This window comes from Rhizobium sp. K33 (assembly GCF_056501445.1).
This window is the reverse complement of record NZ_CP096478.1, coordinates 2,702,140-2,726,897: the sequence shown is the minus strand read 5'-3', so window position 1 is coordinate 2,726,897 and position 24,758 is coordinate 2,702,140. Positions and strand designations below refer to the sequence as shown.

Below are 24,758 nucleotides of genomic sequence, written 5' to 3'. Positions count from 1 at the left end.
ATTTGTTCAAGGAGCTATTCGCGTGGGCAACCCCTTGATCCCTTTGGATTATGTGAGAAGCATGAAGAAACGATAAGACCGCAGCCCGGGAGCTGCGGTCGAAACGTCTGTCAAAATCCAAAACGTTTTGGATCAGGTCAGTTGGTCAGGCGCGTGGAGGCGGCGGCCGCTGCCTTGCCGATCTCGCCGAAGGCCGCGACCAGACCAGCCATATCGGTCGGCGCTTTGTAATGGTCGGGGGACGTCGCGCAGTCGAACAGCAAATCCTGGCCTCTCTGAGGGGCCATGAAAGCTACCGTAAACACCTGAATCCCGTTTTCCTTGGCTGCGGTGCACTGAGCCCGAACGGCGTCGTCGATGCTCTTATTCCACGAGGAGCTGTTCCCAGTCATTTCGCCGTCGGTCATCAGGACGATGTAGCGGGTGAAGCTGCTGTTCCGTTTCGCCGCGTGGGCATTCTCCTCAGTCTTGTTCTCCGTGTAGAGAGCATCGTAGGCGAGCTTCATGCCACCTGAGGCATTCGTGCCCCCGGTCGGGACGGATGGCAAAGCGGTGATGTAGTTCGTGGCGGTCGTGACACCCCAGGCCATGCCCGAGGGGCTCTGCGTGCTGTCATTGTAGGATACCGCGCCGACACGGATGAGATCGCCTTCAGGATCTGCCTTCACCAATTCATTCATCATCACCGCTGAGGCTGTCTTCAGGGCCTGGATCTTCTTCACGTAGCAGGGTTTAGTGGGCTTGATGTACCCGCTCTTCCCCGGCTTGACGTCCTTGTAAGCCCAGTTCGACGAGGTATAGTTCACGCAGCTATCCACCGAGGTGTCCACCGTGTCCGTGACGAAGGACATCGAGCCCGATCTGTCGAGAACGACATACATCGACACGGCGGCACCGCTTTCAGGGGTGGACTGGGCGGTTGCCGTGACGCTCAAGGTCACTTCCTTCCAGCCCAGGAGAGCAGTCATGCCATTGGTCGGCATCGTGTATGAGGGCGACAGCGTGACCTCGACGGACTTGCCGCTCTGGCCCAGTTCCCGTTCGACGTTGCCGACGGCTCCCGCCAGTGGATCCTCCTCGGCAGCTTCATCGGACTCATCGCTGCCCGCAGAGGGAACGACATTGGCAAACTGGGCCTTCATGAACTTCCGAGCGAACTCGAGGACTTCCTGGTCCGTCATGGCCTCGTCTCGAGCCAGAGCATTCGCAGCCGACAAAACGGCCGAGTCGGCTGATTCCTGAAGTGCGGCGCGGATCTGGACCATCTTGTTGAGGTCCAGCGCGATACCCGCCGTGGCTGCGGCAACCGGCAGAATGATGGCTGTCACTATACCAAAATTGCCGGCTCGGTCGCGCCAGAGGCGGGAGAGAAGAGATTTCGTGCGGCTGCAAGGGTTAGTCATCATGTCCATCCAACATCAGCGTTTGGACCGATATACCCTACAGCCTCTTGCGATCCGTTTAAGCGGATCGATAAAATTCGATGAAACGATGCTCTATTGTCGGACCGGGATGACGTCGACGGCCTGTGCCGTCTGATGAGAGCCGTAGCTCTTGAGCACGCCAATGACCGGGGCCACGTCGGCATAATCGCGGCCGTAACCGACGACGATGTGATCGGTGCCCGCATGAATGTCGTTGGTGGGGTCGAGCTCCAGCCAGCCGGTCAGCTTACCGCACCAGACCCTGACCCAGGCATGCATGGCGTCGGCTCCCTCCAGCCGCTCCTTGCCCGGTGGCGGGATGGTGCGCAGGAAGCCACTGACATAGCCGGCGGGGATGCCGAGGCTGCGCAGCGCCACGATCATCACATGGCTGAAATCCTGGCAGACGCCGCGCTTCTTTTCAAACGCTTCCGCGGGTGTGGTGTCCACCGTGGTTGCTTCGGCGTCGTATTTGAAGTCCTTGTGGATGCGGCTGCAGAGCGTCTCGGCGATCTGGCGCACCGTCATGCTGGGCTTCAGCATATCGCGCACATAGGTGGCGATCGCCTTGTCGCGCGGGAGGCGGGGGCTGGTGCCAATGAAATGGTGCGGGGATTCGGCGTCGAGCGACCAGGTCTCGGCCATCTCCTGCGGCAGGCGGTCGAGCAGCGGCGAGAAATCGGCGGCCAGCGGCTGGGCCTGCACCATGACGCGGGCCTGCATGCGGATGTCGAGCTTCTCGTGCGGGCCGCGCAGGATCGCATGGCTCGTCGGATGGTGGAAGAAGTCGTTGAAGGTTGAGAGCTCGTCGGGTTCTGGCGACACGGTTATCGCGCCGGCGACAAGGCGCTGCCGGTCGGGCAAAGACAGCGGCAGCAGGCGCAGTATGTGGTGAGCGCCCGATGCGGGAACCTCGTAGCGATAGCCGATATGGAGCGACAGGTCGTACAGCATCGCGTCAGTTCAGATAGGACTGGGCGAGGATGTCGGAGAGTTTCTCCAATTCCCGCTCCAGGTTGGTGTAGACATCGGCATTCATGGCTTCCGGCGTCATGACCGCAAGGCCCGAATGCAGGCGCATTGCCTCGCGGAAGAGGCTCGACATCTGGCCGTTCACCATGGCGTTGGGCAGTTGCTCCACCTCGATCCGGATCTCGTTCAACTGAAAGAGGATCGAGCGCGGGTTGAGCGGGTCGAGCGCCAGCAGATCGGTAACAGTGAGCCGCGCCGTAGACACGTTGTAGCGCCGGCGATGGGTCATGACGTTGTCGCCGATCTCGAGCAGCATATCGAGGCCGCCATCGGGCGCGTCGGGTCCGGTCATGTGGCCGAGCAGGCGGGTCATGTGCAGACCGCGTTCCAGCAGGCGGCCGATAGTCAGGAAGCGCCAGCCGGTGAAGCGATACATGTTTTCATGCACGAGACCGGCAAAGCCCGCGAGCTTGCGCAGGAGGATCGTCATGGCGTGCGCCGCATCGTCACCCGGCTTCACCTTCTCGTGGAAGCGCTTGGCCGTCTTCGACAGGTCGGTCAGCGCCAGCCATCCATCCGGCGAGAACCGGTCGCGGATGTTGCTCGCCGAATAGACGGCGCTGTCGATGTTTCGCAGCAGGCTTTCCGGCACGCCAGACTTGGTGTCGACGTCGATGTTGGAGAGATATTCGCTGACGAAGGCCAGCAGCGGCTGATCCGGGTTGGCGCTCTCGGCATAACGGGCGTGCCAGGCGCGCAGGATGCGCAACACGCCTTCAGCGCGTTCGATATAGCGACCGAGCCAGAAGAGGTTGTCCGCCGCGCGGCTCGGCAGGCTTCCGGGCATGTTACGGGTAAAGGTCTCTTCCGCCGGCAGAAGCGAGGTGCGGTCGACAGGCTTGTCCGAGACGATCCAGACATCGGCCGCACTGCCGCCCGCCTGCATGGCGATCGCGGATACATCCGAACCACTGCCGATCCGGGCGAAGCCGCCCGGCATGATCTGCCAGCCATCTTTCGTGCGGGCAGCAAAGACGCGCAGCGACATCGGCCGCGGCGTCAGCTTGCCGTCGATCATGGCCGGCGTGGTCGAGAGTGTCACCACTTCCTGGCCGACGAGGTTGCCCGCTTCGGCTTCCAGCCATTCGGCCGTGGTGCGACCTTGCGGGTCCTTGTAGCGGGACCCCATGACGGACCGGCCATTGTCGTCGAAGAAGGGCAGGCGGGAGAAGGCCGAGCCGATGACCATGCGGTCGAGATGGGCGGCGACGTGCTCTCGTTCTGCCTTCTGGCCACACCACCAGGTGGCGATCGAGGGCAGCTTCAGCTCTTCGCCGAGCAGGTGACGCGAGAGCGTCGGCATAAAGGCAAGCAACGCGCGGGTCTCAAGGATCCCGGAGCCGAGTGCATTGACGAAGGTGACAGAACCGTTGCGCAGCGCCTGCACCATGCCGGGCGTGCCGATATAGGAGTTCTGATCGAGTTCCAGCGGATCGGCGAAGGCGGCATCGAGGCGGCGCCAGAGGACGCTCACGGGCTTCAGGCCGGCCACGGTCCGGACCATGACGCGGCCGTTGACGATGGTCAGGTCCTCGCCCTCGAGCAGCATGATGCCGAGATAGCGGGCGATATAGGCGTGTTCGAAATAGGTCTCGTTGGCGGGGCCTGGCGACAGCACTGCGATGCGCTCGTCGCTGCTGCGGGTGCGCGCCTGCAGCGCCTTGCGGAAGGCGCCGAAGAAGGAGGCGAGCCGGTGGACATGCGTCTCGGAATAGATGTCAGAAAAGGCACGCGCGGTGGCGACCCGGTTTTCGAGCGCAAAGCCTGCGCCCGAGGGCGCCTGGGTGCGGTCGGCCAGAACCCACCAGTTGCCGTCGGGACCCCGGCCGATTTCGAAGGAACAGAAATGAAGGTAGTGGCCGCCGGCAGGCTTGATGCCGACGAGGGGGCGGAGGAATTCGGGGTTGGACGCAATCAGCTGCGGCGGCAGGAAGCCTTCCTGCACCAGCCGGTTTTCGGAGTAAATGTCGGCAACGACCGCTTCCAGCAGGTTGGCGCGCTGAACGAGCCCCTCGGCCAGCACCTGCCATTCAGCATCGGAGATCAGCACCGGGATGTGGGAAAAGGGCCAAGCCCGTTCGCTCGATCCGCCAGCGCCATAGGCTCGGTAGAAGACGCCGGCATCGCGCAGATAGCGATCCGCACGGGCAAAGCGTTCATGCAGATCCTGTTCGGGCATGGTGTCGATGGCGGAGACGAGGGCCTGCCACACGGGCCGGACATTGCCTTGTGTGTCGATCATCTCGTCGGCAGCGCCCGCCAATGCGCGATAGCCGGCCGTGCGGGCCTCGCTTATCGGCGCGTCTGGCGGGGCAAGTTCCGCTGCCGTCTTCTGTGCCATCAATCAGATACCTTGCGGTCGTCTCAGGTCCAAAGTGTGCGGGAACTCCGGCGACACGGTCTCGGGCCAAAGAGGATAGGAGCCGGCTGTATGGCCCCAAGGCTCGAAACGTGCAAGCCGACGGGCTTCCGCTTCATTCCCATTCACAGGGAAAGTATCGTAGTTGCGGCCGCCGGGATGAGCGACGTGATAGACGCAGCCCCCGATCGATCGGCCAGACCATGTATCATAGATATCGAATGTTAGCGGTGTGTTGACAGGCAGCACCGGATGCAGGCCCGATGCGGGCTGCCAGGCCTTGTAGCGGACGCCGGCCACGGCCACGCCATTCACATCGGTCTTGCGCAGTGGCACCGCGCGTCCGTTGCAGGCGACCGTAAAGCGCTCCGGATTGGCCGTCTCCAGCTTCACCTGCAGGCGCTCGACCGAGGAATCGACATAACGCACCGTGCCGCCGATCGCCCCTTGCTCACCCATGACATGCCAGGGCTCCAACGCACCGCGCAGTTCGAGCCTGGATGCCTCGTATTCGACCTCGCCGAAGAAAGGGAAGCGGAACTCGAGCTGGGCCGCGAACCATTCCGGTTTGAAGTCAAAGCCGTTCTGGCGGAGATCCGCCAGCACTTCGAGAAAGTCCTGCCAGATGTAATGCGGCAGCATGAAACGGTCATGCAGGCTCGTGCCCCAGCGGACGAAGCTGCCGCTGATCGGGTTTTTCCAGAAGCGAGCGATCAGCGCGCGGATCAGGAGCTGTTGAGCGAGGGACATGCGCGCGTTCGGCGGCATTTCGAAACCGCGGAATTCAACGAGGCCAAGGCGCCCCGTCGGGCCATCGGGCGAGAAGAGCTTGTCGATGCAGATTTCCGAGCGATGGGTGTTGCCGGTGACGTCGACGAGCAGATTGCGGAACAGGCGATCGACCAGCCAGGGCAGGGGCGGCAGCTCGCCCTGGTTCGGCATGGGGATCTGGGCGAGCGCGATTTCGAGCTCGTAGAGCGAATCATGGCGCGCTTCATCAATGCGGGGTGCCTGGCTGGTCGGACCGATGAACAGGCCGGAGAAAAGGTAGGAGAGCGAGGGGTGGCGCTGCCAGTGCAGGACCAGGCTCTTCAGGAGATCGGGCCGACGCAGGAAAGGGCTGTCGTTCGGGGTCGCGCCGCCGACGACGACATGGTTGCCGCCACCGGTGCCGCAATGGCGGCCGTCGATCATGAACTTGTCGGCGCCGAGGCGGCAGAGGCGTGCTTCCTCGTAGATCGCCGTGGTGGTGGCGACGCAATCCTCCCAGTCATAGGCCGGATGAATGTTGACCTCGATCACTCCCGGGTCCGGCGCGACGCGGATGACATTCAAGCGCTCGTCATGCGGTGGTGTGTAGCCTTCGATATGGACCGGCAGATTGAGCGCGGCAGCCGCGCGTTCGGCCGAGGCGATCAGGTCGAGATAGTCTTCGAGTGCCGCCGTCGGCGGCATGAAGATGCAAAGACGACCGTCGCGGACTTCCACCGAAATTGCCGTGCGGACGCGTCCGCCGATCTCCTCATAGGACTGGCCGAGCAGCTGCTGCTGGGCAATGTCCGCCTGGAAGGAGTGCTCCGGCATGACCCGGCCCTTCTCCGTGGTGAAGTCGGGCAGCGGGGGCTTCTCGACTGTCGGATCGACCGGATTGATATAAGGGTACCAGGACGGGGCGATGTAGGGCAGGGAATTCAAGGGGAGACGGAAGCCGACGGGGCTGTCGCCGGGCACGAGATAGAGCCGGCCGCGCCGTGTGCTCCAGCGTTCCGACACCCAGGTCCGGCCCGACACACGGGACTGCCAGGCCTGCACGGGCAGGACATAGCCGGCCGGGGTGGTCAGCCCGTTGGAGAAGACCTTGGCAATGCGGCTGCGCTCTTCCGGGTCCTTGAGCTTCGAGTTCGAGGGGTCGACGTTCTCCGGCAGGTTCGCTTCCTTGACGATCCATTCGGCGGGATCCTCATAGGCCGGCATGACGTTTTCGGTGGCAATGTCGAGCTCGGTCGCGATCGCCTGCAGGAGGCGCGCGGCGTCCTTATGGCTGACTTTGTGGTCGCGGCTTTCCACCGCGATTAGATCCGGATTGTTCCACACCGGCTTGTTGTCCCGGCGCCAGTAGAGCGAGAAGGTCCAGCGGGGCAGACTTTCGCCGGGATACCACTTACCCTGGCCGTAATGCAGGAAGCCGCCGGGGGCAAAGCGTTCGCGCAGGCGGCGGATCAGCTGATCGGCCTTGTCGCGCTTGGTCGGGCCGACGGCTGCCGTGTTCCATTCGTCCGACTGGAAGTCATCGATGGAGACGAAGGTTGGTTCGCCGCCCATGGTGAGCCTGATGTCGCGGGCCTGCAGCTCGGCATCGACCTGGTGGCCGAGGCGGTTAAGCTCATCCCAGCTGTCATCGGAAAAGGGTTTTGTGATGCGCGGGTGCTCGGCGACGCGCTTGACCTGCATGTCGAAGGCGAATTCGGTGTTGGCCTCTCCGAAGTAACCACCGGAGATCGGCGCGGCGTTCCGGTAATGCGGGGTCGCGGCCAGCGGGATGTGGCTTTCGCCTGTCAGCAGACCCGAGGTCGGATCAAGGCCGATCCAGCCAGCGCCGGGGATATAGACTTCCGCCCAGGCATGCAGATCGGTGAAGTCGACTTCGGTGCCGGAGGGGCCGTCGAGTGCCTTCAGGTCCGGGGTGAGCTGGATCAGGTAACCCGAGACGAAGCGGGCGGCAAAGCCCAGGTGACGCAGGATCTGGACGAGCAGCCAGCTCGAATCGCGGCAGGAGCCACGGGCCGAGGTCAGTGTCTCCTCCGGCGTCTGGACGCCCGGCTCCATGCGGATGACGTAACCGATCTCCTGCTGAAGGCGGGCGTTGAGGCCGACGACCATGTCGACCGTGCCCTGGCCGGGTGTCTTGTCGATCGTCTTGACGAAGGCTTCAAGCGCCGGATCAGCCGGCTCGGGCGTCATGTAGATCTTCAGGTCTTCGCGGATATCGGCCGGATAGTCGAAAGGCCATTTGACCGCCTCCTCTTCGGTGAAGAAGTCGAAGGGGTTGTAGACGGTCATGTCGGCAACGAGATCGACCTCGATCTTGAATTCCGAGACCGGGTCGGGAAACACGAAGCGGGCGAGATAGTTGCCGTAAGGGTCCTGCTGCAGATTGACGAAGTGGTTCTCGGGCGTGACCTTCAGCGAGTGCGAGATCACCTTCGTGCGCGAGTGGGGAGCGGGCTTCAGCCGGATGATCTGGGGCCCGAGGCGGACCGGGTTGTCGTATTTGTAATGCGTGAGGTGATAGATGCTTGCCTTGATCGACATTCGTTACCGCTTCGCTGTTCGCCCCTGCCGTTTTTTCCGGCTTGCATCGATCTTGTGCAATGCAGCGCCATAAAGCAAGCGGCCCGGACGGTGGAAGCCGCCGGGCCGTGGAACATGCGGTGGATGAGACGTCTCAGCTGCGGCCGAATTCGTCGACGAGGCGAATGATGTCGTCTTCGCCGAGATAGGAGCCGGTCTGCACCTCGATCACCTCAAGGCGGATCTTACCGGGGTTGGCGAGACGATGGACCGAGCCCTGCGGGATGTAGATCGACTGGTTCTCGTGCAGAACGGTCACCTTGTCGTCGATCGTGACCTCGGCCGTTCCCTTGACGCAGACCCAGTGCTCGGCGCGGTGATGGTGCTTCTGCAGCGAGAGCTTCTTTTCCGGATGGACGAAGAGACGCTTCACCTGGAAACGATCGCCGTTGAGGATCGATGTGTAGCCGCCCCAGGGGCGCAGTGCCGTCGGATGGTTTTCGGTGAGGTGGCTGGTCTTCTTGTCCGCCGCCAGCATCTTGACGAGGTTGCCGACATCCTGGCTGCGATCGAGGCGGCCGACATAGACGGCATCTTCCGATGCGATGACAGCGACGCCTTCCATGCCCTGGACGGCGAGATGGGCGTTGCGCGACATGACCAGCGAATTGGTGGTGTCGGAGACGGTGGCATTGCCGTTGACGACATTGCCATTTTCATCGCCACCGGCGAGCTTCCAGATCGCATCCCAGCTGCCAAGATCCGACCAGGTGATGGAGGCGGGAACGACGGCGGCATTCTCCGTCTTTTCCATCACGGCATAGTCGATCGAAATGCTCGGGCTTTCTGCAAAGCTCTCGGCATCGAGGCGGGTGAAGTCGAGGTCAGTCTTGGCGTTCTCGATGGATTTTTCGACGGCTGCGAGCACCTCCGGCGCAAGGGCTTCGAGCTCCGCGATCATCTGGCCGGCGGAGAAGACGAACATGCCGGAGTTCCAGGCGTAATTCCCTTCCGCCAGCATCTGCTCGGCAACATCCGCATTGGGCTTCTCGACGAAGCGCGACACCTGATGCACGCCGTCGACAAGCTCCTTGCCGATTTCGATGTAGCCATAGCCCGTGGCGGGCTCGGTCGGCGTGATGCCGAAGGTGACGATCTTGCCGTCCTGTGCGGCCTTCGCGGCCTTTTCAACGCAGGAGCGATAGGTCGCATCCACCGTGATCTCATGATCGGAAGGCAGGATCTGGATCAGGGTGTCGCGGCCATGGCGCCCTGCGACGAGGAGGGCTGCGGCGGCGACGGCGGCGGCCGTGTTGCGCGCCTCCGGCTCCAGCACGATGCCGTCGAGGGCCACGCCCAATTCTCGGGCCTGTTCGGCTACAAGGAAGCGGAAATCCTCGTTGGTCACTACCACAGGAGCATCGTAGAGCGCTTCGTCGGAGACGCGGGCCAAAGTCTTCTGCAGCAGCGTTTCTTCGCCGAGGAAGCGGATGAACTGCTTGGCAGCGGCAGCGCGCGACAGCGGCCAGAGCCTTGTTCCCTTGCCACCGGCCATGATGACCGGCACGATCTTGATGCTCATGTTTTCTTGCCTTTCGATGTCTTGCCGGGGCGTTTCCGTCCCGGCTGATGTCGGAGCGACAGACGTGTCGCATGCGCAATTGAACGCAGGTGCGGCGGTTTTGTTACATGTTTGGCGCGATGTTCCAACCCCGACCTGCGCATCGGTCATCATAATCAGAGAGGATGCATAACGTCCCGGCGACGGTTATGGTGCCTTAGTCGCAGCAGCCGGCTGCGTTGTTCGCTGTCCCATTCAAAGAGAGTGTGCCTTGTCCGCATCCCGTCCGCTGTTTTCCGTTCCCTCCGCTCCGCTCATCCCCATAGTGGGTGCCGAGGAAGGCTTTCCGATCCATCGCATCTTCTGTGTCGGCCGCAATTATGCGGCGCATGCGGCCGAACTCGGCAACACCGTCGACCGGGTCGCGCCGTTCTACTTCACCAAGCCGCCGACCGGCCTCGTGCTCGACGGCGGCTCGATCGCTTATCCGCCGGGTACGGAGGATTATCACCATGAGATCGAGCTGGTGATCGCCATTGGTGCGCCCGCCTTCAAGGTGTCAGCAGAGGACGCGATGAAGGCCGTGTTCGGCTATGCCGTGGGGCTCGACATGACGCGGCGCGACCTGCAGAACGCGATGAAGGAGAAGCAGCGGCCCTGGGATATCGCCAAGGCATTCGAGGAGTCGGCCGTCATCGGACCGATCACGCCTGCCGCCGATTTTGCTCCTGCCGAGCAGCGCATTTCGCTCAGGGTCAATGACGCCCTGCGCCAGGAAGGGCATCTCAACGAGATGGTCTGGTCGGTGCCCGAGATGATCAGCCATCTCTCGCGCTACTACCACCTCACGCCGGGCGATCTCATCTATACCGGCACGCCCTCCGGCGTCGGCGCGTTGCAGCCAGGCGATCGGCTTGTCGGGGCCGTGGATGGCCTTTCCCCGATCACCGTCACGATCGGCCCGGCGGTCTGACGTGACTGCAGTGGGTGCGGGAATCAAGGTCGAAGCCGGCCCGGCGCTGGTGCCGGGCCGCGACTGCGGCAGCTGTTCGCTCTGCTGCATCCTTCCCGACATCGCGGAATTCGACAAACCGGCGAACAAGCCCTGCCGCCACTGCCAGCCCGGCGGTGGCTGCGACGCCTATGATGTAAGGCCGGCCACCTGTCGCGACTTCTTCTGCCTCTGGCGGACAGACCCGGCGCTCGGGGAGGAATGGGATCCGCGGGTGAGCCGAATGATGATGTACGGGCAGGGGCCGCAGCTCACGGTGCTGGTCGAGCCAGAGGCGGCCGCGATCTGGCGGGATGCGCCCTATCATGGCTGGCTCGAGGAAAAGGCACGGTCTCTGAAGCCGGCCGGCGGTTATGTGGTGGTCTATGCGGGGGAGGATGTAGCGGTGGTGAAGGGGTAGAGACCCTTCCTGATTCGCCACTTTTTCAGGTTGAAATCCTAGAAACTCAAAAGGGCTCGCCGTTTCCGGCAAGCCCTTGAAAGAATTCGAATGGTGGGCGTGACAAGGATCGAACTTGTGACCCCTACGATGTCAACGTAGTGCTCTCCCGCTGAGCTACACGCCCATCCGATGGCGGCTTAAGACCACAAAACCGCTTCGCCCGTCAATAGGCATTTTGCAGTTTTGTGAAGAGATTTTTTCGATCTCCTCGGAAGGCCTTATGCCGCAAGGAGTTTGTTCACTTCGTCGACGAGATCGCGAAGGTGGAAAGGCTTGGAGAGGACCTTGGCATCCTTCGGCGCCTTCGAATCGGCGTTCAGAGCGACGGCGGCAAAGCCGGTGATGAACATGACCTTCAGGTCCGGATCGAGTTCGGTGGCGCGGCGCGCCAGCTCGATGCCGTCCATCTCGGGCATCACGATGTCGGTCAGGAGAAGGGAGAAGGGCTCTTCCCGCAGGCGATCATAGGCTGAGGCGCCGTTGTCGAAGGAGGAGACTTTGTACCCCGCCTTTTCCAGCGCCTTCACCAGGAACCGGCGCATGTCGTTGTCATCTTCGGCGAGAAGGATTTTCTGAGTCATTTAGGGACCGCTGTACTCGATTGCATAGGGAGGCTCGCAGCCGCTCACTTTAGGGTTGGCTCAGTAAAGAACCGGTGAACAACGAAAAAGTGAGCCTGCTCCGCCATTTCCGGGAGTATGGACTTTGCAGCGGTCGACTGGCAACATGGCGAACACAACAAGTTTGTGACTTGGTAAAGAAGAGGCCCTGGGAAGCGGATGACCAACGAAATCGAGCTGTTCGAGGTTCGAGAGCCCGCGATCCAGACCATTCCATTCGTCTATAATTCCCCGCATAGCGGTCGTCGTTATCCCTCGACCTTCCTCGATGAGTCGCGACTCGACGAGATTTCGATTCGCCGTTCGGAAGATCACTATGTCGATGAGCTGTTCTCCGCTGCTCCTCGTTTCGGCGCGCCTCTGCTTGTTGCGCATTTCCCGCGCGCCTATGTCGATGTCAACCGGGAGCCCTACGAGCTCGACCCGCGGATGTTCTCCGATCCGCTGCCGCCTTATGCCAACAGCAATTCGGCGCGGGTGGCCGGCGGGCTCGGTACCATCCCGCGCATCGTTGCCGAGAACATGGAGATCTACGAGCGGCGCATGCCTCTCACCGTCGCGATGGAGCGGATCGAGAGCTGCTACAAGCCCTATCACGCCTGCCTGCGCAGACTGATTGCCCGGACACATGCAATGTTCGGCTTTGGCGTTCTGATCGACTGCCATTCCATGCCGGGCAATATCCGTGTCGCCGGCAGCGGTCTGAAACCCGATTTCATCGTCGGTGACCGCTATGGCACCAGCGCCTCGGCCGAACTCAGCCAGGCGGCTCTGCAATTCCTCGAGGATCTCGGCTTCACGGCCGTGCGCAACAAGCCCTATGCCGGCGGTTTCATCACCGAGCATTACGGCCGCCCGGCACGTGGGCTCCACGCGCTGCAGATCGAGGTCAACCGCTCGATCTATATCGACGAGACGACGCTCGAAAAACGCTCCGATTTCGATGTTCTCGCCGGTTCTCTGGCTGTCTTCATGGAACAGATGGCAGAATTCGTCGCGGATTATGCAGGCGACCGGGCGCTCGCTGCCGAGTAACAACTTCCACTGCATCTCCGAAGAAACTCCCCGATGCCTCGCGTCGGGCAAAAAAAACCGCGCTCGTGGCGCGGTTAAGTCTAGGGAGGAAACACCCAAGGAGGGTATTTACAGTCAGAAGACTGTAAGTGACACGTTAGATGTTGCGGTGCACCATTGTCAAGTCGATTTTTGGTGCATTTTTGAGCAAGGCCAAAATTTACGCATTTTGGTGGTCGCGGCCCGGGCGCGACCACCCGCGCGGGGTAGCCGGAGGTTTTCTTTCGCAGCATCTGGCAGTAAGACGGGTGCTCCCTCCAGACGACGGATATCTTCATGCGCCCTGACCGTGACTTCTTCTTCCGCCTTGCCGATGCTGCCAAGGCCGAGACCCTTCCGCGTTTTCGCTCCGGGCTTTCCGTCGTCAACAAGGAGAAGGCGGGTTTCGACCCGGTGACCGAGGGCGACCAGGCGGCGGAGATCGCGATCCGAAAGCTGATCGAGGCCGAGTTCCCGACCCATGGCATTCTCGGTGAGGAGCACGAGAATATCCGCATGGACAGCGATCATGTCTGGGTCATCGATCCGATCGACGGGACGCGGGCCTTCATTTCGGGCGTGCCGGTCTGGGGCACGCTGATCGGCTTCCAGGAAAAGGGCCGCGCGGTCATGGGGCTGATGGAGCAGCCCTTCACGGGTGAGCGCTATTATGCCGATGGCGAGCGCTCTTGGTATTCCGGTCCCGACGGCGAGCGGCAGAACCAGGTGCGCGATTGCGGCAGCCTCGAAAACGCGATCCTGTTCACCACCTCGCCGCATCTCTTCAAGGATTGGGAGGTCGAGCGTTTCGAGGCCGTGCAGGACAAGGTCAAGCTCTTCCGCTACGGCGTCGACTGCTATGCCTATTGCCTGCTCGCCGCCGGCCATGTCGATCTGGTCATCGAGACCGTGCTGAAGCCTTACGACGTCGGCGCGCTGATCCCGATCATCGAACAGGCGGGCGGGATCATCACGACCTGGGATGGCGGGCGGCCGGAATCGGGCGGCTCGATCATCGCGGCAGGGTCGAAGGCCGTGCATGCCGAGGCTATGGAGATGCTGAAGCGCCGCTGACGCGGGGCTTCAAGCTTCGAGCGCGGTGTCGGTCAATTCGCCGACCGGATCTGCCTCGTCCGGCTCTCCGCCCGGTATGAAGGCGAAGAGGGCGGCCAGCGCCTGGTTCCGGTAGCGGTCCTGCTCCTGCAGGATTTCATGGCGCGCGCCAGGCACCGGCACCAGTTGCCCGGCCCGGAAATACTGCGCCAGCGACTCCTGATAATGATACGGCACGATCGGGTCATTGCCCGGCGCGACGATCACCGTCGGCACGGTGATCGAGGCGAGATGGCCCGGACGCCTGACGTCGTCGATCGCCTTCTGGCTCTCGTAAAGCCAGCGCGCCGTGGGCGGGCCGAGTGCGAGCTCCGGATGCTCGACAAGGATCTTCTGATTGCGGGCGAAGCGAAACTCGTCCGTCGTCAGCGGATTGCCCTCGAAAGGCTTCAGCGGTTCGTCCTTGTTGAGGTTGATCTTGCCAAAGCCGGTGAAGGAGGCGAGCGTCGCCAGCCGCCTGATGTTTTCCGGCGAGGCCTTCTGGCCTCCGAGCCCGACGAAGGGGGCTGTCAGCACCATGCGCTCGATCCGGTTGGAAAGTCGCGGTGCCGCCTTCAGCGCGATCAGCCCACCGGTCGAGTGGGCAAGCAGGAAGAAGGGCAGGCGGGTGTCGGGCAGGACGATCTGCTCGAGGAAGATCTCGAGATCGCGGACGTAATGGTCGAAGCGGCCGACATGGCCCTTGCGCGGATCCTTGAGCAGACGCTCGGAGCCGCCCTGACCGCGGAAGTCATAGGTCGCCACCCAGAAGCCGCGCTCCGTCAGATCCCGGATCGTCTCGAAGTATTTCTCGATGGCCTCGTTGCGCCCGTGGACGAGGACGATGGTGCCTTTGGTCTTCGCTGTGCTCGAACGGAAGACCGCGTAGCGCAGCTTTACGCCGCGATGACCTTCGAAGAAACCGACCAGTGGCGTTCCAGGGATGGGGTTGCCGGGGGTCGCGTGAAGAATGGCTTCCATGCCTGCACTGCCTGTCGGTTGAAGCGCGTCTCGTCTCTTTCGGGATAGGCCCGAGCCGTGGCTCAAGTCAAAGAAAAAAGCCGGGACCGCAGACGGAGGGCTGCGATCCCGGCGAAGTCCGGCCGAAGTGGAAGGGACGATATCTCCGGCCCGGTCGGTCGAGACAACCGATGATGCCAATCTAGAAGAGGGCATTTGAACCCGGCTTGAACCGGCCGTTCACCCGAAGTTCATCCCGGGATAATCCGGCCCGGGACAGAGGATCTTGAATTCAATCTCGGCATTTCCCACATCGTGCCTGCGGACGCCAGAAGGGTCCGTGAACCGCCGCCAGCATCGCCCCAAGCGGGATGCCCGCGGTCCAAAGAGAACGCCAACGTCGCTTCAAGGAGGACACCATGCGTCACGTCGATTTTTCCCCGCTCTACCGTTCCACCGTCGGTTTCGATCGCCTGTTCACCATGCTGGACAGCCTCGGTCAGCCGGAACAGGCCCAGAGCTATCCGCCCTACAATATCGAACGCACCGGCGAGAACCTTTACCGGATCACCATGGCCGTTGCCGGCTTCGACGAAACCGAGCTTTCGATCGAGGCGCATGCCCATGTGCTGACCGTCAAGGGTGAGAAGGCCGAAGACGAGAAGACCGAGCAGAGCGAGTTCCTCTATCGCGGCATTGCCAAGCGCGCCTTCGAACGCCGCTTCCAGCTTGCCGATCATGTGGAAGTCACCGCCGCATCGCTGAAGAACGGCCTGTTGCACATCGACCTCTTGCGCAACATTCCCGAAGCCATGAAGCCGCGCCGGATTGCCATTGCCGCCGAACCCGTCGGCACGGCACCGAAGGCAATCGAGGCGCATGTGAACTAAGCGCGGTCGCGCTCCACGGGCTCCAGTCAGGCGGTCGGCGAAAGCCGGCCGCTTTTTTCATGCGCGCTGTGTCGGCGTGTCCAGATCGTGCAGAGCAGCTTGTCCAACGAGAACAGGCCCGCACCCTTCACGGCAAGATAGACGAGCGGGAAGATCCAGAGCAGGCGCTGGTCGAGAATGACGCTGTCGGGGAAGCGGTCGAAAAGTGCGCCGATGGTCGTCGCATCGACATTGTGCACCAGGATGTCCGTCAGGCTTTGCACGATGATGAAGCCAATCATGCCAAGGGCCGCGATGCGCGTGAAGAGACCCGCGACGAGCAGCAGCGGGAAGATGATTTCGCCATAGGAGCCGAGAAACACCATCAGCCCCCAGGGGAAGAAGGAAACGGCCGAGACATCACCGCCGGCAGCATCCACGGCGGGCAGGGCAATCTGGTAATAGGCGCTGTCTGCAATCGAGAGGGGCCCGTCGAACTTGGTCAGCGCCGAGTTGAGATAATACGGCACGAGAACGGCGAGAAAGACCAGGCGCGCGAAAAGCCCGAGGAACCAGCCGTCCAGAATGGCATCCAGCTGTCGGACGGTGCGCCGGTAGAATTCGATGAGCGAGACGGCTGAAGTCATGATCTGTCGCTTTCCTGCGTTAGGTCGATTTTCGAGAAGGCGCCGGAGGTGAGCGATAGGCCGATCAGGGCGGGAATGTCGGCATCTTCCGCGCTGGCGGCAAGGCAAGCCTCGCCCAGTGTTTCGCCCGCAAGGAGCGCTTCAAAGAAGGTGGCGCCGCCTGATGGCAGGACCTCGATCGCCACCTCGAAATTGGGGCGTGTGATCAGCACCGCTTCCGGTGCCATCGGATTGACGCCTTCGAGCGACTGGCCGGAGCGGTCCCTGAGGCAAATCGTGCCGGCGGCATGCGTGAGGCGGCTGATCCGCGTGGCCGGATGCGGCCGGAACAGTATCGCGGGAAGGTCGTCGGCGGAGACCTGAGCCAGGGCTGCCGGATCAAGCGGTTCCGCATCGGCCGCGTGATAGGCTTCGAGCCAGAGCCGCTCGATGCGGGCGACGTCCGCGAGGAAGGGCAGGTCCGCTGCCGGAGGGAAGGTTTCAAGGAAGGCCTGAAAGCTTTCGCCATAGGTGAAGAGCAGCGGTGATGTGGGTGGATGGGCGGTCACATAGAGACGGGCCATCGCGCGGAAAAACTCCTCGCCGACGAGGTTCTGGACCGTCGGGAAGATCGAGGCGAGCGCATCGACGAGCGAGACAGTGACATTGTTGCGATAGACGGCGAAACGGCGCTGTGGGGCGAATTGATGCCGGCCCGTCAGACCTTCCGGCGGCGCCATATCCGGGGCGAAAAGGGCCGCAGCGAAGGTGCCGCTCGAGACGGGATCAGGACGCATGGCGCATCCCGCCACGCATTGCCTGGTGCCGGTGGAGGATCGCCTCGGCAAGCATGGCTTCCCGTTTCAGGACCGGCCAGTCCGGCACGTCGTTGTCCCATTCGATGAGGGTCGGCAGAGGACCAAGCTGGCCGATGATGTGGACGTAGAGATCCCAGACCAGGTCATCGACAGGGCGGTCGTGGCTGTCGATCAGCAGCGGGAGACCAGCATCGTCGATGTCCTCCGCATGGCCTGCCAAGTGGATCTCCTCGACGAAGTCCAGCGGAAAATCGGCGAGATAGTCGCGGGCGCCATAGCCGTGATTGGTGGCGGATACATGGACATTGTTGATGTCGAGCAGCAGTCCGCAGCCGGTGCGGCGGGCGATCTCGCGAATGAAGTCCGTCTCGCTCATCGTAGAGGCCTCGAAGCCGAGATAGGTCGAGGGGTTTTCTAGCAGGATCTTGCGGCCAAGTGTGTCCTGGACCTCATCGATGTGGGCGCAGACACGCGAAAGCGTCGCCTCATCATAGGGCACCGGCAGGAGGTCGTTCAGGAAATGGCTGTCATGCGTCGACCATGCGAGGTGTTCCGAGACCTGCTCCGGCTGGTAGCGATCGACGACCGTCTTCAGGCGAGCGAGATGTGTCGGATCGAGACCGGTCGGGCTGCCGATGGAAAGGCCGACCCCGTGGATCGAGAGCGGAAAGTCTTCACGCATGCGGGTGAGAATGCGATGCGGCTGGCCGCCGGCGCCCATATAGTTTTCGGCATGGACTTCGAGAAAGCCGATGCGAAAGTCATCGGCCAGAATGGCGTCTGCGTGTTGCGGCTTGAAGCCGGCGCCTGCGCGGGCCGGCAGGCCGTGATCGCGGGGTGTCTGGTTCGACACGCGCATGGGTGCCTTCGGTGCATCTGCCGCTGACATGACCGGCTCCTCCGGTTTCGGGAACGAGGGGACGGCACCTGCGGGTCGTCCGCAGGTGCCGTATCGGCTCAGGCCTTGGGCAGGTCGCGGTCGAGGGCTTCGAGCGAACCCATGCGGCCATCGGGAAGAGCCATGGCCGTGCAAGTGCCCTTGGCAACATAGGTCCAGGCATTGCCCTGGAAGTCGACCTTGGAGGTGCCGGCGCAGGTGGTGCCGGGGCCGGCGGCGCAATCATTCTTGCCCGCCATGGCGACGCCGAAGCACTTTTCCTTTTCCTGGGCGACCGCCGGACCCGACAGGAGGGCGGCGCTGCCGATGGCCATGGTGACGGCGGCTGCGAGGGCGGCGGTGTTGATGGTGGTCTTGGTCATGAAACTTCTCCTCGGATCGTGAAGCGCGTTGTTGGTCCAGCCCTCGTCGGGGCTGGCAAATGCATCATGTCGAGGAGAAGCGTCTTTGAAAAATCAAGGTTTTTTGTAGAAAACGTGCGAAACTAGACTGTAAGAAACGTCTCGCTCAAACGACTTCTATGAATTGATCGACTTCATCTTCACTGGTGGCGAAGCTCGTTACCAGTCGAACTAGGGTCTCGTTTTCATTCGGCAAGGGCAACCAGCCATGGGGCGGCTGCCAGTCGTAGAATTTTGCCCCTTTTTGCCGTGCGCGATCAGCAGACGACTTCTCGATTACCGCGAAGACTTCGTTCGCCGTCGTTTCCCAGGCAAGGCGCGCGGTATTCTTGGCGGCGAGACCTTCACGCAGACGATCGGCCATCGAATTGGCATGACGGGCAAGGTCCAGCCAGAGATCATCTTCGAGATAGGCTTCAAGCTGGGCCGAGATGAACCGGCTCTTGGAGAAGAGCTGGGCCGAACGCTTGCGGATGAAGGGAAGATCGGCAGCCATTTCGGGATTGAAGAAGACGATGGCTTCCGCGCACCAGCAGCCATTCTTCGTGCCGCCAAAGGAGAGAATGTCGACGCCGCGCTTCCAGGTCATCTCTGCGGGGGGCGCGTCGAGCGCGACGAGCGCATTGGCGAAACGGGCACCATCCATATGCAGCGGCAGGTCGCGGGATTTGGCGATGGCCGCCAACCGGTCCAGCTCGTCGAGAGAATAGACTGTACCGGCCTCGGTCGCCTGGGTCACGGTGACCGCCATGGCGCGGCCGTGATGCGGGGAGGCTGGCTCGAAACGGGCGATGGCCTTGTCGAGTGCCTGCGGGTCGATCTTGCCCTCTGCGCCCTCGACGCCGAAAAGCCGGGTGGCGCCGGTCAGGAACTCCGGCGCGCCGCCTTCGTCCGCGTTGACGTGCGCGTCGGCATGGCAGAAACTCACCCCGCCGGCTTTTGCTACGCTTGCCAAGGCCAGCGAATTTGCGGCGGTGCCGGTGGCCACGAAGAAGACGGCGACCTGACGCTCGAAAATGGCGCTGAACCTGTCTTCGACCGCCTTGTCGAGCTCGCTCGTGCCATAGGCCGAGGCAAAGCCCTGGGCGTGACGGGTGAGATTGTCGGCAATCCGGGGATGAGTGCCGGCCCAGTTGTCGGAAGCAAAATGCATGGGATAATTCCTGCGGATGGGATGCTGCAGGGACTGTAGGCATTTCCGTATCGGTATCAATCCGGCCGATCGCGAAAGCAGGCCGTTCACGCTCATTCCGCAACAAGGCGGCTTGATGCATGCTGCTGCGCGTAATTAAATTTCGCGCTTTGTGCCGCTTCTGTAATTTCGCGTCCTTCCATGCGTTAATTTTCCGGGTCAAGTCTTGCATGAGCGTTTACTTTCTGTCATAGGAACAGCAGAAATTAGGTCAGATTAGTTGACCTAATTCCAGTTTCGAAGGCAGTTGGTTTTCGGGCGTCATGGGGTGGTCAAACGATCCGTGCAGGATGGTGGGGCTGCCGCTGGCGCCTGTCGGTGCCCGAGAGAGTTCCCAACAGCCCGGTCCGTCCGGCTTCAAGGAGGTAAAGGTCATGACGAAGGTAACGTCATCCGAAGCGATCATCCGGTCCGCCAGTGCGGAAGCGACGGCCAAAACGGCTGTTGTGCGCACCGGTCTTCCTCCGAAGCAGGGCCTTTACGATCCTCGCAACGAGCACGATGCCTGCGGCGTCGGCTTCATCGCCCACATGAAGGGGCAGAAGTCGCACCAGATCGTCAAGGACGGCCTTTTCATCCTGGAGAACCTCACCCACCGCGGTGCGGTCGGTGCCGACCCGTTGATGGGTGACGGTGCCGGCATTCTCGTCCAGATCCCCGACCGCTTCTTCCGGGAAGAAATGGCGGGTCAGGGCGTGACGCTGCCGAAGGCGGGTGAATATGCCGTCGGTCATTTCTTCTTTCCGCAGGACGAGCAGCAGATCGCGCACTTCAAGCAGGTGATCGCAGAGGTCTGTCAGTCCGAAGGCCAGCATCTGCTCGGCTATCGCGACGTGCCGGTCGACAATTCCTCGCTGTCCAAGGCGCCCGAGATTGCGGCGACCGAACCGCGCCAGATCCAGGTCTTCATCGGTGCCGGTCGTGACGCGGCGACCCAGGAGCAGTTCGAGCGTCGCCTGTTCCTGCTGCGCAAGGTCATTTCCAACCGCATCTACGACCAGTATGGCGGTCAGGAGACCGGCTTCTATCCGGTCTCGCTGTCGTCCTCGACGATCGTCTACAAGGGCATGTTCCTGGCCTATCAGGTTGGTGCCTATTACAAGGATCTCGCCGATCCGCGTTTCGAGTCAGCCGTTGCCCTCGTGCATCAGCGCTTCTCGACCAACACCTTCCCGTCGTGGAAGCTCGCGCACCCCTACCGCATGGTCGCCCATAACGGCGAGATCAACACGCTGCGCGGCAACGTCAACTGGATGGCGGCGCGCCAGGCGTCGGTGTCTTCGCCGCTTTTCGGTGAGGACATCTCCAAGCTCTGGCCGATCTCCTACGAAGGCCAGTCGGACACGGCCTGCTTCGACAACGCGCTCGAATTCCTGCAGCGCGGCGGATATTCGCTGGCGCATGCCGTGATGATGCTGATCCCGGAAGCCTGGGCCGGCAACCAGCTGATGAGCCCCGAGCGCAAGGCCTTCTACGAATACCACGCGGCGATGATGGAGCCGTGGGATGGCCCGGCCGCTGTCTGCTTCACCGATGGCAAACAGATTGGCGCGACGCTCGACCGTAACGGCCTGCGCCCGGCCCGCTATCTCGTGACCGACGACGACCGCGTGATCCTGGCCTCCGAAGCCGGCACACTGCCGGTGCCGGAGGAGAAGATCATCAAGAAGTGGCGCCTGCAGCCGGGCAAGATGCTGCTGATCGACATGCAGGAAGGTCGCATCATCTCCGACGAGGAGGTGAAGTCCTCGCTCGCTCAGAGCCATCCTTACCGCGAGTGGCTGGATCGCACCCAGCTGATCCTCGAAGACCTGAAGCCGGTGGAGCCACGTGCGCTGCGTCGCGACGTGTCGCTGCTCGATCGCCAGCAGGCCTTCGGCTACACCACCGAAGACACCAAGATCCTGATGTCGCCGATGGCGACGACCGGTCAGGAAGCGATCGGCTCCATGGGCACCGATACGCCGATCTCGGCGATGTCTACCAAGTCGAAGCTGCTCTACACCTATTTCAAGCAGAACTTCGCCCAAGTGACGAATCCGCCGATCGACCCGATCCGCGAAGAGCTCGTGATGAGCCTTGTGTCCTTCATCGGTCCGCGTCCGAACATCCTCGACCATGAGGGCATGGCCAAGGCCAAACGCATGGAAGTGCGCCAGCCGATCCTCACCAATGGCGACCTCGAAAAGATCCGGTCGATCGGTCATGTCGAAGACCATTTCGACACCAAGACGCTCGACTTCACCTATGATGTCAGCCGCGGTGCCGAAGGCATGCCGGAAATGCTCGATCGCCTCTGCGAGCGGGCGGAAGCGGCCGTGCGCGGCGGCTATAACATCATCGTGCTGTCGGACCGTCAGATCGGCCCGGATCGTATTGCGATCCCGGCGCTGCTCGCGACCGCTGCCGTACACCATCACCTGATCCGCAAGGGGCTTCGCACCTCGGTTGGCCTCGTCGTTGAATCGGGCGAGCCACGCGAAGTGCACCACTTCTGCTGTCTCGCGGGCTTCGGCGCCGAGGCGATCAACCCCTATCTCGCCTTCGATACGCTGCTCGACATGCACAAGCATGGCGAATTCCCGAAGGAAGTGTCGGAGGACGAAGTCGTCTACCGCTACATCAAGGCTGTCGGTAAGGGCATCCTGAAGGTCATGTCCAAGATGGGCATCTCGACCTACCAGTCCTATTGCGGCGCGCAGATTTTCGACGCGGTCGGCCTCTCGTCCGAATTGGTCGACAAGTATTTCTTCGGCACGGCGACGACGATCGAGGGCATCGGCCTTGCCGAGATCGCCGAGGAAACCGTGGCGCGTCATCTGTCGGCCTTCGGCAAGGATCCGGTCCTTGCCAGCACGCTCGATGTCGGCGGCGAATATGCCTATCGCATGCGTGGTGAAAACCATGCCTGGAGCCCCGATTCCATCGCCTCGCTGCAGCATGCCGTGCGCGGCAACAGCCAGGATCGCTACCGCGAATTCGCCGAGATGGTGAATGACAGCAATCTGCGGATGAACACCATCCGCGGTTTGTTCAAGATCAAGACTGCCGAAGATCTGGGCCGCAAGCCCATCTCGATCGATGAGGTCGAACCGGCTGTCGATATCGTCAAGCGCTTCTCGACCGGTGCCATGTCCTTCGGCTCAATCAGCCGTGAGGCGCATACGACGCTGGCAATCGCCATGAACAAGATCGGCGGCAAGTCGAACACCGGCGAGGGTGGCGAAGAGAGCGACCGTTACAATCCGCTGCCGGATGGTTCTGCCAACCCCGAGCGTTCGGCGATCAAGCAGATCGCGTCCGGCCGTTTCGGCGTCACGACCGAATATCTGGTCAATGCAGACGTGCTGCAGATCAAGGTCGCGCAGGGTGCAAAGCCCGGCGAAGGCGGTCAGCTGCCCGGTCACAAGGTCGATGCGACGGTCGCCAAGACCCGTCACTCGACGCCGGGTGTTGGTCTGATCTCGCCGCCGCCGCATCATGACATCTATTCGATCGAAGATCTGGCGCAGCTGATCTACGACCTGAAGAACGTGAACCCGGAAGCCGATGTCTCGGTCAAGCTCGTCTCGGAAGTCGGCGTCGGCACGGTTGCCGCCGGTGTCGCCAAGGCGCGCGCCGACCATATCACCGTCTCCGGCTTCGACGGTGGCACGGGTGCATCGCCGCTCACCTCGCTGAAGCATGCCGGCTCCCCTTGGGAAATCGGTCTGGCCGAGACCCAGCAGACGCTGGTGCTGAACGGGCTTCGTTCGCGCATCGCGCTGCAGGTCGACGGTGGTCTGAAGACCGGCCGTGACGTCATCATCGGTGCGCTGCTGGGTGCCGACGAATTCGGCTTTGCGACGGCTCCGTTGATCGCGGCCGGCTGCATCATGATGCGCAAGTGCCACCTCAATACCTGCCCGGTTGGCGTTGCCACCCAGGATCCGGTGCTGCGCAAGCGCTTCAAGGGCACGCCCGAGCACGTGATCAACTACTTCTTCTTCGTTGCCGAAGAAGTGCGTGAAATCCTCGCCTCGCTCGGCGTACGCAAGCTCGATGAGATCATCGGCGCTTCCGAATTGCTCGAAAAGGACGAGATGCTCGCTCACTGGAAGGCCAAGGGCCTCGACTTCTCGAAGATCTTCCACAAGGTGGAAGCGCCGAAGGAAGCGACCTACTGGACCGAACGCCAGAAGCACCCGATCGACGACATTCTCGACCGCAAGCTGATCGAGAAGGCGATGCCGTCTCTCGAAAGCAAGCAGCCCGTCGTCTTCGATGTCGACATCAAGAACGTCGACCGTTCGGCTGGCGCCATGCTGTCGGGCGAAGTCGCCAAGCGTTACGGCCACAAGGGTCTGAAAGATGATACGATCCATGTCACGCTGAACGGCACCGCCGGCCAGTCCTTCGGCGCCTTCCTCGCGCGTGGCATCACCTTCGACCTTGTGGGCGATGGCAACGACTATGTCGGCAAGGGCCTGTCGGGTGGCCGCATCATCGTGCGCCCGCCGGAAAATGCCCGCATCGTTGCGGAGAACTCGATCATCGTCGGCAATACCGTGCTTTACGGCGCGATATCAGGCGAATGCTACTTCCGCGGCGTGGCCGGCGAACGTTTCGCCGTCCGCAACTCGGGTGCGATCGCCGTCGTCGAAGGCGTGGGTGACCACGGCTGCGAATACATGACGGGCGGCGTGGTCGTCGTGCTCGGCGAAACGGGCCGCAACTTTGCGGCCGGCATGTCGGGCGGTGTCGCCTATGTTCTTGACGAGAGCGGCGATTTCGCCAAGCGCTGCAACATGGCCATGGTCGAACTCGAGCCGGTTCCGGAAGAGGACGACATGCTGGAGAAGCTGCACCATCACGGCGGCGACCTCATGCATAAGGGCCTGGTCGACGTATCAGGCGACATGACCCGCCACGACGAGGAGCGCCTCTATCAGCTGATCTCGAACCATCTGCACTACACGGGCTCGAACCGCGCCAAGCAGATCCTCGACAGCTGGGCCGAGTATCGTCCGAAGTTCCGCAAGGTTATGCCGGTGGAATACCGCCGTGCGCTTGAGGAAATGGAACGTATGCGCATGGGCGTTGCCGCCGAATGATTGCCACCTCGACAT

General features: G+C 62.2%; 18 protein-coding genes and 1 tRNA gene. 6 read left to right on the top strand and 13 right to left on the bottom strand.

From position 1 onward, the window contains the following. Positions 1 to 137: 137 nt before the first annotated feature. The 5 genes from M1E12_RS13375 to M1E12_RS13355 all read right to left on the bottom strand — a co-directional run bounded on the left by M1E12_RS13375 (position 138) and on the right by M1E12_RS13355 (position 9,688). Positions 138 to 1,328 (bottom strand): VWA domain-containing protein, encoded by a 1,191-nt coding sequence (locus M1E12_RS13375; protein WP_479562123.1) that lies wholly within the window; start codon positions 1,326 to 1,328, stop codon positions 138 to 140. A 168-nt stretch (positions 1,329 to 1,496) separates the two neighbouring features. Then, positions 1,497 to 2,378: a transglutaminase family protein gene (locus M1E12_RS13370; protein WP_479562122.1), complete on the bottom strand. Its 882-nt coding sequence runs from the start codon at positions 2,376 to 2,378 to the stop codon at positions 1,497 to 1,499. 4 nt (positions 2,379 to 2,382) lie between these two features. Beyond that, positions 2,383 to 4,797 carry a circularly permuted type 2 ATP-grasp protein gene (locus M1E12_RS13365; protein WP_479562121.1) on the bottom strand — a complete coding sequence of 805 codons (2,415 nt, stop codon included), beginning with the start codon at positions 4,795 to 4,797 and terminating at the stop codon, positions 2,383 to 2,385. A 3-nt stretch (positions 4,798 to 4,800) separates the two neighbouring features. Continuing rightward, entirely contained in the window at positions 4,801 to 8,127 is a 3,327-nt protein-coding gene (locus M1E12_RS13360; RefSeq protein WP_479562120.1) for a transglutaminase family protein, read from the bottom strand. Positions 8,128 to 8,260: 133 nt separating this feature from the next. Beyond that, positions 8,261 to 9,688 carry a mannose-1-phosphate guanylyltransferase/mannose-6-phosphate isomerase gene (locus M1E12_RS13355; RefSeq protein ID WP_479562119.1) on the bottom strand — a complete coding sequence of 476 codons (1,428 nt, stop codon included), beginning with the start codon at positions 9,686 to 9,688 and terminating at the stop codon, positions 8,261 to 8,263. Positions 9,689 to 9,938: 250 nt separating this feature from the next. On the opposite strand from M1E12_RS13355, the gene M1E12_RS13350 reads away from it, so the two are divergent. Further along, positions 9,939 to 10,640, top strand: coding sequence for a fumarylacetoacetate hydrolase family protein (locus M1E12_RS13350; RefSeq protein ID WP_479562118.1), 702 nt, complete (start codon positions 9,939 to 9,941; stop codon positions 10,638 to 10,640). Between the two features lies 1 nt (position 10,641). Continuing rightward, a complete protein-coding gene (locus M1E12_RS13345; RefSeq protein WP_479562117.1) occupies positions 10,642 to 11,079 on the top strand; it encodes a hypothetical protein in 438 nt (145 codons plus the stop codon). 91 nt (positions 11,080 to 11,170) lie between these two features. Here M1E12_RS13345 and M1E12_RS13340 read toward each other — a convergent pair. Both M1E12_RS13340 and cpdR1 read right to left on the bottom strand, forming a co-directional pair. Further along, positions 11,171 to 11,245, bottom strand: a tRNA-Val gene (locus tag M1E12_RS13340). 94 nt (positions 11,246 to 11,339) lie between these two features. Then, a complete protein-coding gene (gene cpdR1, locus M1E12_RS13335; RefSeq protein WP_006726917.1) occupies positions 11,340 to 11,702 on the bottom strand; it encodes a response regulator CpdR1 in 363 nt (120 codons plus the stop codon). 198 nt (positions 11,703 to 11,900) lie between these two features. Between cpdR1 and M1E12_RS13330 the strand changes: the two genes are divergently transcribed. Both M1E12_RS13330 and hisN read left to right on the top strand, forming a co-directional pair. Further along, on the top strand, positions 11,901 to 12,776 hold the full coding sequence (locus M1E12_RS13330; RefSeq protein ID WP_113461014.1) for an N-formylglutamate amidohydrolase: 876 nt from the start codon (positions 11,901 to 11,903) through the stop codon (positions 12,774 to 12,776). Between the two features lie 315 nt (positions 12,777 to 13,091). Continuing rightward, complete coding sequence (gene hisN, locus M1E12_RS13325; protein WP_479562116.1) at positions 13,092 to 13,868, top strand: histidinol-phosphatase; 777 nt, start codon at positions 13,092 to 13,094, stop codon at positions 13,866 to 13,868. Positions 13,869 to 13,877: 9 nt separating this feature from the next. Here hisN and M1E12_RS13320 read toward each other — a convergent pair whose 3' ends face one another. Further along, complete coding sequence (locus tag M1E12_RS13320) at positions 13,878 to 14,867, bottom strand: alpha/beta fold hydrolase (protein WP_479562115.1); 990 nt, start codon at positions 14,865 to 14,867, stop codon at positions 13,878 to 13,880. 398 nt (positions 14,868 to 15,265) lie between these two features. On the opposite strand from M1E12_RS13320, the gene M1E12_RS13315 reads away from it, so the two are divergent. Continuing rightward, positions 15,266 to 15,736: an Hsp20 family protein gene (locus M1E12_RS13315; RefSeq protein ID WP_113461011.1), complete on the top strand. Its 471-nt coding sequence runs from the start codon at positions 15,266 to 15,268 to the stop codon at positions 15,734 to 15,736. Between the two features lie 26 nt (positions 15,737 to 15,762). Here M1E12_RS13315 and M1E12_RS13310 read toward each other — a convergent pair whose 3' ends face one another. From M1E12_RS13310 to M1E12_RS13290, 5 genes are all read right to left on the bottom strand, one after another. Beyond that, positions 15,763 to 16,362, bottom strand: coding sequence for a DoxX family protein (locus M1E12_RS13310; protein ID WP_479562114.1), 600 nt, complete (start codon positions 16,360 to 16,362; stop codon positions 15,763 to 15,765). Beyond that, on the bottom strand, positions 16,359 to 17,138 hold the full coding sequence (locus M1E12_RS13305) for an HvfC/BufC N-terminal domain-containing protein (protein WP_479562113.1): 780 nt from the start codon (positions 17,136 to 17,138) through the stop codon (positions 16,359 to 16,361). The genes M1E12_RS13310 and M1E12_RS13305 overlap by 4 nt, the downstream gene beginning before the upstream one ends. Further along, positions 17,128 to 18,018, bottom strand: coding sequence for an MNIO family bufferin maturase (bufB, locus tag M1E12_RS13300; protein WP_479564885.1), 891 nt, complete (start codon positions 18,016 to 18,018; stop codon positions 17,128 to 17,130). The genes M1E12_RS13305 and bufB overlap by 11 nt, the downstream gene beginning before the upstream one ends. Before the next feature lie 98 nt (positions 18,019 to 18,116). Further along, a complete protein-coding gene (locus M1E12_RS13295) occupies positions 18,117 to 18,419 on the bottom strand; it encodes a BufA1 family periplasmic bufferin-type metallophore (protein ID WP_113461008.1) in 303 nt (100 codons plus the stop codon). A 145-nt stretch (positions 18,420 to 18,564) separates the two neighbouring features. Continuing rightward, a complete protein-coding gene (locus M1E12_RS13290; RefSeq protein ID WP_479562112.1) occupies positions 18,565 to 19,611 on the bottom strand; it encodes a threonine aldolase family protein in 1,047 nt (348 codons plus the stop codon). A gap of 413 nt (positions 19,612 to 20,024) precedes the next feature. Here M1E12_RS13290 and gltB point away from each other — a divergent pair, with 413 nt between their 5' ends. Then, positions 20,025 to 24,743 (top strand): glutamate synthase large subunit, encoded by a 4,719-nt coding sequence (gene gltB, locus M1E12_RS13285; RefSeq protein WP_479562111.1) that lies wholly within the window; start codon positions 20,025 to 20,027, stop codon positions 24,741 to 24,743. Positions 24,744 to 24,758: the final 15 nt, after the last annotated feature.